This window comes from Streptomyces sp. NPDC044571 (assembly GCF_040647115.1).
In the GTDB taxonomy this organism is placed as follows: Bacteria; Actinomycetota; Actinomycetes; order Streptomycetales; family Streptomycetaceae; genus Streptomyces.
In genome coordinates this window covers 1-11,296 of record NZ_JBEZBN010000101.1, presented here as the reverse complement: position 1 = coordinate 11,296, position 11,296 = coordinate 1, and the positions used below count along the sequence as shown (strand labels likewise).

The following is an 11,296-nucleotide window of genomic DNA, read 5'->3' as shown; positions in this document are numbered from 1 at the left end:
TTCTCGTCGTCGTGGTGGGGGGGGGGGGGGGGGTTTGTGGGGGTGGGGGGGGGGGGGGGGGGGGCCCGCCCCCCCCCCCCCCCCCCCCCCCCCCCCGCGGGGGTCAGAGGGTGGCCGCCGCCGCCTTGATGTCCGCGGCGAAGGTCGAGACCTCCGTGTAGACGCCGGGGTAGCCGGCGCGGGCGCAGCCCTCGCCCCAGCTGACGATGCCGACCTGGATCCAGGCGTTGGTGTTGTCGCGGCGGAACATGGGGCCGCCGGAGTCGCCCTGGCAGGTGTCGACGCCGCCGCGGTCGTAGCCGGCGCAGATCTCCTCACTGGGGACGAGCTCGCTGCCGTACGCGCTCTGGCAGGCGGCGTCGGAGACGAAGGGGACGGTGGCCTTCAGGAGGTAGCGCTGCTGGCCGCCGCCTTCGCGGGCGGCGCCCCAGCCGGCGACGGTGAAGGTGCCGTTGTCGTACTCCTTCGTGTCGGCGATCTTGAGGGTGGGCAGGTTGATCGGTTTGGCGAGCTTGATCAGTGCCCAGTCCTTGCCCTGGCCGTTGTAGCCGGGGGCCCGGAGCACCTTGGTGGACTTGACCTTGATGGCGCTGGAGCTCTGGAGGTCGACGACCCCGGCGGTGGCGGTGATGGAGGTGTTGGTGCCGGAGCCGTTCACGCAGTGGGCTGCGGTAAGGACGATCTGCTGGGTGTAGAGGGCTCCCCCGCAGCCCATGGACAGGCGCACCATGAAGGGGAATTCGCCCTGCGCGGCGCGGGTGCCGCCGACGACGGGGGTCGGCGAGGCGTTCGCAGCGCCGGGCTGGAGGCTGACGGTGGCGAGGGCGACCGCCCCTGCGGCGAGGGTTCGCTTGACGATTCCGGCAAGAGTGGACACGGGCAACACACTGCCTTTCGTGGGGGGTTGGGCCGTGCGTGCCATCCGACGAAGGGGATGGATGACGAGTACATGTCACACCCGCGGAGTGCCGGGCGACATACGTGTTTTCGGACAATCTGCGGCCCGGGAGGCGGCATGACGGACAACGGCCGCCGCACCGGCCCGGTCGAGCACGGATATGCGCACCTGCCGACCGTCCGCGCCGCGATCACGGCCCTGTTCCGCCGCCTGTCCCCCGACGGGATCCGCGCGTACGGCACGAGCTTCGCCCCCGCCGACGCCGCCTTCACCGCCGAGGAGGACCTGTACCTCGGCGCGCACCGGGTGGCCTCGTCGATCGTGCGGGCGCTACGGCTGCCCGACGCCCGCATGGTGGTCGGCTTCCGGCCCCTGCAGGAGGCGGCCACCGTGGAACTGGCCGCCGGGCCGGAGTACTTCATCGAGGTCAACGACCGCTTCCGCGTCCACCGCCGGGATCTGGCGGCGGCCCTCGCGCACGAGGTCACGCACGTCCTGCTGCACCGCCTCGGCCTCGGCTTCCCGACCACCGCCGACAACGAGATCCTCACCGACACCGCCGCCGCCTACCTCGGCGTCGGCTGGCTGCTGCTCGACGCCTACCGCGAGGACGGGCTCACCCACCAGAAGCTCGGCTACCTCACCCCCGAGGAGTTCGGCTTCGTCCTCGCCAAGCGGGCCCTCCTGTTCGGCGAGGACCTGTCCGCCTGGTTCACCAGCCCCCAGGCGTACGAGGCGTACGTACGCGGCCGCGCGCTCGCCGAGCGGGACCTGCGCCGGGCGCCTCTGGCAGCCGCGGACCGGGCGCAGCGGCGCCGCTACGCCCGGGACCGCCGGGCGGGAGCCGCCGCTCCGGGGGCCCCGTACCGCTTCGAGCAGCACGGTTCCGGGCTGCGGGTGAGCTTCCCCTGCCCGGTGTGCGGGCAGCGTCTGCGGCTGCCGGCCGCCGGTCCCGTGCGCGCCCGGTGCGGCCTGTGCCGCACCGTCCTCGACTGCGACACGTAGGCGTGTCCGCGGAGGTTCGGCGAGGGAGCGGAGTGGGTAGTGATACCCCATCGCACGAGTGAAGGACCCGGTCCCGACCCCTCGCCAGGGGGCCGGGCCCGTTCCTTTTTGCGACCGCTTCGGTTTCCGGCCTCCTGCGTTTCCGCCCCGCTACGCCGCCGCCGGCTCGGCGTCCGCGGCCGCTTCGGCGGTCACGGCCGTGCGCGGCAGCGCCAGGCAGAGCGCCGCGCTCAGCAGGAATCCAGCGCTCACCCACGGCATGGCGGTGGTCAGCGCGTGGGTGGGTCCGCCGTCGGGCAGGGCGCCGAAGAAGACGCTGCCGATGACGGCCGCCCCCAGTGCACCGCCGAACTGCTGGGCGGTGGAGAAGATTCCCGAGGCGCCGCCCGCGATGTCGGCCGGGACCGCGGAGAGCACCACGTTGACCAGCGGCACGACCAGGAAGCCGAGTCCGGCGCCGGCGACGACCAGCCCGGGCACGAGCGGCCAGGCCCCGGCGTGCCCGGCGGTGGCCCCCGAGGCGGCGTACCAGATCCCGGCGAAGCCGCCCGCCATCAGCAGCGCCCCGGCGGCGAGCACCGTACGGCCGAAGCGTACGGCGAGGGAGCCGGCGGCCGGGGCGGTGAGGAAGCTTCCCGCCGAAAAGGCAATGGTGAGGACTCCGGCCTGCATCGGGGTGTAGCCCTGGCCGCCCTGGAGCCAGATCGCGAAGATCAGGAAGAACCCCTGCATGCCGACGGAGAACAGCAGTTGGACGGCGAGTCCGACCGAGAACGCGGGCAGGGTGAAGGCCCGGGCGGGCAGCAGCGGGACGGTGGTCCCCCGGCGGCGGGCTTCGATGAGGCCGAGTCCGATGACGGAGAGGACTCCTGCGCCCAGGCAGAGCCAGCCCCACAGCGGCCAGTCGTTGGCCTCGCCCTGGACCAGCGGCAGCACAACGGCGACCAGGCCGCCGGCCAGCGCGATGCTGCCGGCGATGTCGGGGCGGCCGGCTCCGCGCTCGCGGGTGACGGGGACGAGGAGGGCGCCGGCCAGGCAGGCGGCCGCCGCGACCGGCACGTTCACGAGGAAGATCGACCGCCAGCCCCAGCCGAAGAGGTCGGCGTCGGTGAGCAGGCCTCCGAGCAGCAGTCCGACGGCGGAGGCGAAGCCGGCCACCGCCCCGTACATCCCGAAGACGGCGCCCCGTTCCCTGCCGTGGAAGAGGGTGCGGAAGGAGCCGAGCACCTGGGGCATGAGCAGGGCGGCCATCATGCCCTGGACGGCGCGGGCGGTGATCAGCTGCCCGGGCGACTGGGCGATCCCGCAGCCCAGGCTGGCGAGGCCGAAGCCCGCGGTTCCGGCGAGGAAGAGGGCCTTGCGGCCGTACCGGTCGCCGAGGTGCCCGGAGACGATCAGGGTGGCGGCGAAGCCGAGGAGGTAGGCGGAGACGAGCCACTGCAGGGCGCTGGGCGAGGCGTGCAGGTCGCGGCCGATGGAGGGGATGGCGACGTTGACGATGGTGACGTCGAGCAGGTCCATCAGGGCCGCGGCCATCATGACGACGGCGGCGGCCCAGCGGCGTGGATACGGGGTCATGACGGCCTCCCGGGCCCAAGTCTTTCGTTCGGACGAACGAAAGACTTGCACGCGACACCCGTGATCGCAACTCTTTCGTTCGCCCGAACTAAATACTTGCTACGGTGGCCGCATGAGCGACGAGAAGGACCCCCGCAGGGAAGCGGTACTGGCCGAGCTCAACCGCACGGGCCGGGAGACGAGCGCGGCCACCGTGGTCTTCCACGAGGCGGCGGCGGCCAAGCAGGGCCTGAGCGCCACCGAGACGAAGACGCTGGACCTGCTGCAGCGGCGCGGCCCGCTGACGGCGAAGGAGCTGTCCGCGCACTCGGGACTGGCTCCGGCCTCGGTGACGGGCCTGGTGGACCGGCTGGAACGCAAGGGCTTCGTCCGCCGGGTCAAACACCCCACCGACAAGCGGCGGGTCCTGGTGGAGGCGCTGCCGGAGCGGCTGTCGGCGATCCAGCCGGTGTTCGAGGACTGGGCGCGCGAGGTCGCCGAGCTGTGCGAGGAGTTCACGACGGAGGAACTGGAGACCGTGATCCGCTTCCTCCGGGGCTCCAACGCCCGCCAGCTGCGGGCGGCGAGCCGCCTGACGGAGGACTGACCCCGGCCGAGCCACCCGCCGGCGGAGGACCGACCGGGCCGGGCCGCCGCCCCCCGAAGGGCCGACCCGGCCGGGCCGCCGCCTGGCGGAGGATTGGCCCCCGGCCCGGCCCGACCCCGCCCGGCCCGTGGAATGCGGCGGCCTCAGGCGCCGTACACCGGCTCCGGCGGCTGCGCCCGGGCGAGGAGTTTCGTCGCGGCCTCGCCCGCCTCGGCGGGAGTCCAGCGGGCGCCGCGGTCGGTCGTGGGTCCGGGGTGCCAGCCCTCCATCACGGTGATGCGGCCCCCCTCGGCCTCGAAGACCCGGCCCGTGACCCCGGCCGAGGCCTCGGAGCCGAGCCAGACCACCAGCGGGGAGACGTTCTCCGGGGCCATCGCGTCGAAGCCGCCCTGCCCCGGCGCGGCCATGGCCTCGGCGAAGGCCTGCTCGGTCATCCGGGTCCGGGCCGCCGGGGCGATGGCGTTGACCTGGATCCCGTACCGGCCCAGCTCGGCCGCCGCGACCAGGGTCATGCCGAGGATGCCCGCCTTGGCCGCGCTGTAGTTGCCCTGCCCGACCGAGCCCAGCAGCCCGGCCCCCGAGGAGGTGTTCACCACCCGCGCCGCCACCGGGCGGCCCGCCTTCGCCTGCGCCCGCCAGTGCGCCGCCGCGTATTTGAGCGGCAGGAAGTGCCCCTTCAGGTGGACCCGCATGACCGCGTCCCAGTCGGCCTCCTCCAGGTTCACGAGCATCCGGTCCCGCAGGAAGCCCGCGTTGTTGACGAGCGTGTCCAGCCGCCCGAACGCGGTGAGGGCGCAGTCGACGAGCGAGGCCGCACCTTCGGTGCTCGCGATGTCCCCGCCGTGCGCCACCGCCTCCCCGCCCAGCGCCTCGATCTCCGCGACGACCTGCCCCGCCGGACTGTCGGGGCCGGGCAGCCCGTCCAGGCCGACGCCGAGGTCGTTGACGACGACCCGCGCCCCTTCGGCCGCGAAGGCCAGGGCGTGTGCCCGCCCCAGCCCCCGTCCGGCACCCGTCACGATCACGACCCGGCCTTCGGCCATCCCCATCTCACGCCTCCTTGTTGACAGTTGCCGCTTCCAGGAACGCCGGGCGCTCCCCGCCCCCGTGCACCAGCAGGCCGGCCCCACTGACATACCCCGCCCGGTCGGAGGCGAGGAAGACCGCCGCCGCCCCGACGTCCGCCGGCTCCGCCAGCCGGCCCAGCGGAACCGTGGCGCCCACCGCCGCGATCCCCGCGTCGTCGCCGTAGTGCAGGTGGGCCAGCTCGGTCCGCACCATGCCGAGGAGCAGCGAGTTCACCCGGACCTCGGGCGCCCATTCCACGGCCATGGACCGGGCGAGGTGCTCCAGGCCCGCCTTCGCCGCCCCGTAGGCGGCGGTCCCGGGCGAGGGCCGGGTGCCGCTGACGCTGCCGATCATCACCACGGAGCCGTGCGCCCTGCGCAGCAGCCCGTACGCCGCCAGGGAGGCGGTCATCGGGGCAAGCAGGTTCAGTTCGACGACGCGTGCGTGCCGCTGGGCCTCTCCTTCTCCGAGCAGCCGGTACGGGGTGCCGCCCGCGTTGTTGACCAGGCAGTCCAGGTGCCCGTACCGGTGCGCGACCAGGTCGAAGAACGCGTGTACGGCGGCCTGGTCGCGCAGGTCCAGCGGCAGGTACGCGGCTTCGCGGCCGCCCTCGGTGACCGGTTCGTGCGGCGGCCGGCGGGCGCAGACGACGACCTCGGCGCCTGCCGCGAGGAACGACCGGGCGATGCCGGCGCCTACTCCGCGGGTTCCGCCGGTGATGACGACGACCCTCCCGTCGAGCTCCATGGGCTGCTACCTTCCTCGCCTAACAAATGTTTGGTGGAAAGGTAGCTGATCCGCTCATGGGTGTCTCCACCTCAAGCCCCGGCAAGGGCATCGCCCTCGTCACGGTCGACTTCCCACCCGTCAACGCGCTGCCCGTGCAGGGCTGGTACGAACTCGCCGACGCCCTGCGCGCGGCCGGACGCGACCCGGAGAACCGGTGTGTCGTCCTCGCCGCCGAGGGCCGCGGCTTCAACGCCGGTGTCGACATCAAGGAGATGCAGCGCGATCCCGGCCACGCCTCGCTCATCGGCGCCAACGGGGGCTGCGCCGAGGCGTTCGCGGCGGTGTACGAGTGCGAGGTGCCGGTCGTGGCGGCCGTGCAGGGGTTCTGCCTGGGCGGGGGCATCGGGCTCGTCGGCAACGCCGATGCCATCGTCGCCTCGGAGGACGCCTCCTTCGGGCTGCCCGAGCTGGACCGGGGCGCGCTGGGCGCCGCCACCCACCTGGCCCGGCTCGTCCCCCAGCATCTGATGCGCGCCCTCTACTACACCTCGCGTACCGCCACGGCCGCCGAACTGCACGCGCACGGCTCGGTGTGGCGGGTGGTGGCGCGCGAGGAGCTGCGGTCGGCGGCCCTCGAACTGGCCGCGGAGATCGCCCGCAAGGACGGCTACCTGATCCGGCTGGCGAAGGCGGCCATCAACGGCATCGACCCGGTCGACGTACGGCGCAGTTACCGCTTCGAGCAGGGCTTCACTTTCGAGGCCAATCTGAGCGGGGTGGCCGACCGGGTCCGCGACACCTTCGGGAAGGAGCGGGACGCGTGAGCGACAAGACGATGACACCCGAGGACGTGGTCGGGCAGCTGCGCAGCGGGATGACCCTGGGCATCGGCGGCTGGGGTTCGCGGCGCAAACCGATGGCCCTGATCAGAGCGCTGCTCCGGTCCGAGATCAGCGATCTCACCGTGGTTTCGTACGGCGGGCCCGACGTGGGCCTGCTCGCCGCCGCGGGGCGGATCCGGCGGCTGGTCGCGCCCTTCGCCACCCTGGACTCGATCCCCCTGGAGCCGCACTTCCGGGCCGCCCGCGAACGCGGGGCCTTCGCCCTCACCGAGCTGGACGAGGCCATGTTCATGTGGGGCCTGCACGCGGCCGCCAACCGGTTGCCCTTCCTCCCGGTCCGCGCCGGCCTCGGCTCCGACGTCATGCGCGTCAACCCGGAGCTGCGGACCGTCACCTCCCCCTACGCCGACGGCGAGGAGCTCGTCGCGGTCCCCGCCCTGCGCATGGACGCGGCCCTGGTCCACCTCAACCGCGCCGACCGCCTCGGCAACGCCCAGTACCTGGGCCCGGACCCCTACTTCGACGACTTGTTCTGCGAGGCCGCCGACGCCGCGTACGTCTCCTGCGAGCAGCTCGTGGAGAGCGCCGACCTCACCAAGGCGGGGCCCCCGCAGTCCCTGCTCGTCAGCCGCCACAGCGTCACCGGTGTCGTGGAGGCCCCGAACGGCGGGCACTTCACCTCCTGCGTCCCCGACTACGACCGGGACGAGGCCTTCCAGAAGCTGTACGCGTCCACCCCCTGGCCCGAGTTCGCCGCCCGCTTCCTCGCCGGGCCGGACGAGCACGCCTACCAGTCGGCCGTCCAGGCCTGGCACGAGGAGCAGCAGCGGTGACCCGTACCCCCACGCGCGCCGAATACTGTGTGATCGCCTGCGCCGAGGCATGGCGCGGCAACGGCGAGGTCCTCGCCAGCCCCATGGGGCTGATCCCCTCCTTCGGGGCGCGGCTCGCTAAGCGGACCTTCTCCCACGACCTCCTGCTCACCGACGGGGAGGCGATGCTGGTCGCCCTCGACGGCACGGTCGAAGGCTGGCTCCCGTACCGCCGCCACCTCACCATGGTCACCGGCGGCCGGCGGCACGTGATGATGGGTGCGAGCCAGATCGACCGGTTCGGCAACCAGAACATCTCCTGCATCGGCGACTGGGAGCGGCCGGCCCGCCAGCTGCTGGGGGTGCGCGGCGCCCCGGTCAACACGCTGAACAATCCGGTGAGTTACTGGATCCCCCGGCATTCGCCGCGCGTGTTCGTCGAGCGGGTCGACATGGTCAGCGGCGTGGGCCACGACCGGGCGGAGGCGGCCGGGGCGACCCGCTTCCATCGGCTCCCCCGGGTGGTCAGCGATCTCGGGGTCTTCGACTTCGCCACGCCCGACCGCTCGATGCGCCTGGCCTCGCTCCATCCGGGCGTCACCGTCGAGGAGGTGCGCTCGGCCACCGGGTTCGACCTGGCCGTCGCCGAGGAGGTCCCGTACACGCGGGAGCCGACCGGCGAGGAGCTGCGGCTGATCCGCGAGGTCATCGACCCCCGGGGGCTGCGCGAGCGGGAAGTGCGGGCCTGAGGCGATGGAGACGGCATTCACCCGTCTTGTCGGGGTCGCCCATCCGCTCGTGCAGACGGGCATGGGCTGGGTGGCGGGGCCGCGGCTGGTGTCGGCCACCGCGAACGCCGGGGCCCTGGGCATCCTGGCGTCCGCGACGATGACCCTGGACCAGCTGCGGACGGCGGTCCGGGAGGTCAAGTCCCGTACGCAGGCGCCCTTCGGGGTCAATCTGCGGGCGGACGCCGGGGACGCCGCCGAACGCGCGCAGCTGATCGTCGACGAGGGCGTACGGGTCGCCTCCTTCGCGCTCGCGCCGTCCAAGGAGCTGATCGGCCGCCTCAAGCACGCGGGCGTGGTCGTGATCCCGTCGATCGGGGCCCGCCGGCATGCCGAGAAGGTCGCGGCCTGGGGCGCCGACGCGGTGATCGTGCAGGGCGGCGAGGGCGGCGGGCACACCGGGGACGTGGCCACGACGGTGCTGCTGCCGCAGGTCGTCGACGCCGTGGACATCCCGGTCGTCGCGGCCGGTGGCTTCCGGGACGGGCGCGGACTGGTGGCCGCGCTGGCGTACGGGGCTGCGGGCATCGCCATGGGCACCCGTTTCCTGCTGACCTCCGATTCGACCGTCCCGGATGCCGTCAAGGCCCGCTACCTGGCCGCCGGCGTCAAGGACGTCACCGTGACGAGGGCCGTCGACGGGCTGCCGCACCGGATGCTGCGCAGCGAGTTCGTCGACTCCCTGGAGCGGGCGGGCCGCACCACGGCCCTGCTGCGGGCGGTGCGGCACGCGGCGGGCTTCCGGAAGCTGTCCGGTCTGTCCTGGCGGCAGATGGTGCGGGACGGCCTCGCGATGAAACACGGCAAGGACCTGTCCTGGAGCCAGGTCCTGCTGGCCGCCAACACCCCCATGCTCCTGAAGGCGTCCATGGTCGAGGGCCGTACGGACCTCGGTGTCATGGCATCGGGCCAGGTCGCGGGCGTGATCGAGGACCTGCCGTCCTGTGCGGAACTCGTCGCCCGCGTCATGGCCGAAGCGCACAGCGCGCTGGACCACCTGCACTCGTTCGCCGCCCTGCCACCGGCAGGGTGATCCCCCTTCTCCTCCACGGGAGTCGCCACAGATGAGCCGGATGCAGAACCCGGACCTGCTCATCCCGCTCCAGGAGGTCCGCCAGGACTACTGGACGCGGCGACCACCCGGGGACAACCGATGGCCGTCCCGGCGCGGGCGCGGGTCAGACCGCCCGACGGCGGCCCTGGCCCGCGGAGCCGACCCGGCTGCGCGCGGAGGCCGCGGCGGCGCCCCCGGAGGCGCCGCCTCCGGTGCGCCGGCCCTGGCCTGCGGAGCCGTTGGTCACGCCGCCGCCCTGGCCGCGACGGGCCTGGCCCGAGCCGGAGGGGGCCGCGCTCTGCCCGGACGCGCCCCCGCCGGAGCGGCGGCCGCGGCCGCCGGCCGCCGGAGCGCCGCCCGCGGCGGAGCCGTTGCGGGCCCCTCCCGACCGGCGGCGCGCGCCGGAACCGGAGCCGGAGCCCGCCTTGGGCTGCGCGGGCTGCGGCACCTCCAGCACCACCGGGATGCCGGACGGCGCCTTGGCGCCGGTCAGCCGGGCCAGTTCCTCGTCGGAGGACTTGATCTGCGCGGTGCGCGGGGAGATCCCGGCGTCCGACATCAGCCGGGTCATGTCCCGCTTCTGGTCGGGCAGGACGAGGGTGACCACGCTGCCGGACTCGCCCGCGCGGGCGGTACGGCCGCCGCGGTGCAGGTAGTCCTTGTGGTCGGCGGGCGGGTCCACGTTCACGACGAGGTCCAGGTCGTCGATGTGGATGCCGCGCGCCGCCACGTTGGTGGCGACCAGCGCGGTGACCTCGCCCGTCTTGAACCAGTCCAGCGTCCGGTTGCGCTGCGGCTGCGAGCGCCCGCCGTGCAGGCCGGAGGCCCGTACGCCATCCGCCAGGAGCTTCTTGACCATGCGGTCGACACCGCGCTTGGTGTCCACGAACATGATCACCCGGCCGTCGCGGGCGGCTATACGCGTGGCGACGGCCTTCTTGTCGGTCTCGTCCATGACGTACAGGACGTGGTGCTCCATGGTGGTGACCGCACCGGCGGACGGGTCCACGGAGTGGCCGACCGGGTCGGTCAGGAACATCTTGACGAGCTTGTCGATGTTCTTGTCGAGGGTCGCCGAGAACAGCATCCGCTGACCGTCCGGCTCGACCTGCTTGAGCAGGGCGGTGACCTGCGGCATGAAGCCCATGTCGGTCATCTGGTCGGCCTCGTCGAGGACCGTGATGGAGACCTGGTCGAGGACGGCGTCCCCGCGGTCGATGAGGTCCTTGAGGCGGCCGGGGGTGGCGACGAGCACCTCGGCACCGCGGCGCAGCGCGCCGGACTGCCGGTTGATCGACATGCCGCCGACGACGGTCGCGATGCGCAGGTTGACGGCGGTGGCGTACGGGGCCAGCGCGTCGGTCACCTGCTGCGCGAGCTCGCGGGTCGGTACGAGGACCAGCGCGAGCGGCGCCTTCGGCTGGGCGCGGCGGCCCGCGGTACGGGCCAGCAGGGCCAGACCGAAGGCCAGCGTCTTGCCGGAGCCGGTGCGGCCGCGGCCGAGCAGGTCGCGGCCGGCGAGGGAGTTCGGCAGGGTCGCGGCCTGGATGGGGAACGGCTCGGTGACACCCTGGGCGGCGAGGGTCTTCAGCAGCGCCTCGGGCATGTCCATGTCCTCGAACGCGGCGACCGGCGGCAGTGCCGGGGCCAGCGGTTCGGGCATGGTGAATTCCTGGGGCCGGGCGACGGGGGCGGACTTCTGCCGTCCCGCGCCAGCCTTCGGACGTCCCTGGGCCGCTCCTCGGCCCCGGGTGGGGCGGCGGCTGGGGCGTGCGGAGCTGGAGCTGGTCATGCGAGAAAGTCCTCCTGAAACCGGCAGGTACAACTGGTACAGCGAATACAACGGGTGGTACGGGGGTGACGGGAAACCGTCGGAAACAGCAGACAAGCCGGGGTGCGGCACACCACGGGGCGAAGGCCCCCGGGTTAACGCGGA

Annotated in this window: 11 protein-coding genes; 6 read left to right on the top strand and 5 right to left on the bottom strand. The window is 73.4% G+C overall.

The window, feature by feature from the left end; all coding sequences use genetic code 11:
• Positions 1 to 103: 103 nt before the first annotated feature.
• Positions 104 to 886 (bottom strand): serine protease, encoded by a 783-nt coding sequence (locus AB0B01_RS30160; protein ID WP_361725948.1) that lies wholly within the window; start codon positions 884 to 886, stop codon positions 104 to 106.
• Positions 887 to 1,015: 129 nt separating this feature from the next.
• Between AB0B01_RS30160 and AB0B01_RS30155 the strand changes: the two genes are divergently transcribed.
• The gene (locus tag AB0B01_RS30155; protein ID WP_361725945.1) at positions 1,016 to 1,903 is read left to right on the top strand and encodes a hypothetical protein; all 888 of its coding nucleotides are present in this window, start codon (positions 1,016 to 1,018) and stop codon (positions 1,901 to 1,903) included.
• A 150-nt stretch (positions 1,904 to 2,053) separates the two neighbouring features.
• Here the strand turns inward: AB0B01_RS30155 and AB0B01_RS30150 are convergent, their stop codons facing one another.
• Positions 2,054 to 3,481 carry an MFS transporter gene (locus AB0B01_RS30150; protein WP_361725942.1) on the bottom strand — a complete coding sequence of 476 codons (1,428 nt, stop codon included), beginning with the start codon at positions 3,479 to 3,481 and terminating at the stop codon, positions 2,054 to 2,056.
• Positions 3,482 to 3,593: 112 nt separating this feature from the next.
• Here AB0B01_RS30150 and AB0B01_RS30145 point away from each other — a divergent pair, with 112 nt between their 5' ends.
• Entirely contained in the window at positions 3,594 to 4,067 is a 474-nt protein-coding gene (locus AB0B01_RS30145; RefSeq protein WP_361725939.1) for a MarR family transcriptional regulator, read from the top strand.
• Between the two features lie 143 nt (positions 4,068 to 4,210).
• On the opposite strand, the gene AB0B01_RS30140 is transcribed toward AB0B01_RS30145, so the two are convergent.
• Positions 4,211 to 5,116, bottom strand: a complete 906-nt coding sequence (locus AB0B01_RS30140) for an SDR family oxidoreductase (protein ID WP_361725936.1) — start codon at positions 5,114 to 5,116, stop codon at positions 4,211 to 4,213.
• A gap of 1 nt (position 5,117) precedes the next feature.
• Complete coding sequence (locus tag AB0B01_RS30135) at positions 5,118 to 5,882, bottom strand: SDR family oxidoreductase (protein WP_361725933.1); 765 nt, start codon at positions 5,880 to 5,882, stop codon at positions 5,118 to 5,120.
• A gap of 56 nt (positions 5,883 to 5,938) precedes the next feature.
• Between AB0B01_RS30135 and AB0B01_RS30130 the strand changes: the two genes are divergently transcribed.
• From AB0B01_RS30130 to AB0B01_RS30115, 4 genes are read left to right on the top strand one after another with little or no spacing between them, the layout of a single operon-like run.
• Positions 5,939 to 6,688, top strand: a complete 750-nt coding sequence (locus tag AB0B01_RS30130; RefSeq protein ID WP_361725930.1) for an enoyl-CoA hydratase family protein — start codon at positions 5,939 to 5,941, stop codon at positions 6,686 to 6,688.
• Entirely contained in the window at positions 6,685 to 7,539 is an 855-nt protein-coding gene (locus tag AB0B01_RS30125; protein WP_361725928.1) for a CoA-transferase, read from the top strand. Before AB0B01_RS30130 ends, AB0B01_RS30125 begins: the two co-directional genes overlap by 4 nt.
• Positions 7,536 to 8,267, top strand: coding sequence for a CoA-transferase (locus tag AB0B01_RS30120; protein WP_361725926.1), 732 nt, complete (start codon positions 7,536 to 7,538; stop codon positions 8,265 to 8,267). The genes AB0B01_RS30125 and AB0B01_RS30120 overlap by 4 nt, the downstream gene beginning before the upstream one ends.
• A gap of 4 nt (positions 8,268 to 8,271) precedes the next feature.
• A complete protein-coding gene (locus AB0B01_RS30115) occupies positions 8,272 to 9,339 on the top strand; it encodes a nitronate monooxygenase (protein ID WP_361725924.1) in 1,068 nt (355 codons plus the stop codon).
• Between the two features lie 145 nt (positions 9,340 to 9,484).
• Here AB0B01_RS30115 and AB0B01_RS30110 read toward each other — a convergent pair whose 3' ends face one another.
• Positions 9,485 to 11,152, bottom strand: a complete 1,668-nt coding sequence (locus AB0B01_RS30110) for a DEAD/DEAH box helicase (RefSeq protein ID WP_361725921.1) — start codon at positions 11,150 to 11,152, stop codon at positions 9,485 to 9,487.
• Positions 11,153 to 11,296: the final 144 nt, after the last annotated feature.

Excerpts from the sequence above, each read along its gene's own strand:
- AB0B01_RS30155 (WP_361725945.1), top strand. The coding sequence starts at position 1,016 with ATGACGGACAACGGCCGCCGCACCGGCCCGGTCGAGCACGGATATGCG.
- AB0B01_RS30150 (WP_361725942.1), bottom strand. The coding sequence starts at position 3,481 with ATGACCCCGTATCCACGCCGCTGGGCCGCCGCCGTCGTCATGATGGCC.
- AB0B01_RS30145 (WP_361725939.1), top strand. The coding sequence starts at position 3,594 with ATGAGCGACGAGAAGGACCCCCGCAGGGAAGCGGTACTGGCCGAGCTC.
- AB0B01_RS30140 (WP_361725936.1), bottom strand. The coding sequence starts at position 5,116 with ATGGGGATGGCCGAAGGCCGGGTCGTGATCGTGACGGGTGCCGGACGG.
- AB0B01_RS30135 (WP_361725933.1), bottom strand. The coding sequence starts at position 5,882 with ATGGAGCTCGACGGGAGGGTCGTCGTCATCACCGGCGGAACCCGCGGA.
- AB0B01_RS30130 (WP_361725930.1), top strand. The coding sequence starts at position 5,939 with ATGGGTGTCTCCACCTCAAGCCCCGGCAAGGGCATCGCCCTCGTCACG.
- AB0B01_RS30115 (WP_361725924.1), top strand. The coding sequence starts at position 8,272 with ATGGAGACGGCATTCACCCGTCTTGTCGGGGTCGCCCATCCGCTCGTG.
- AB0B01_RS30110 (WP_361725921.1), bottom strand. The coding sequence starts at position 11,152 with ATGACCAGCTCCAGCTCCGCACGCCCCAGCCGCCGCCCCACCCGGGGC.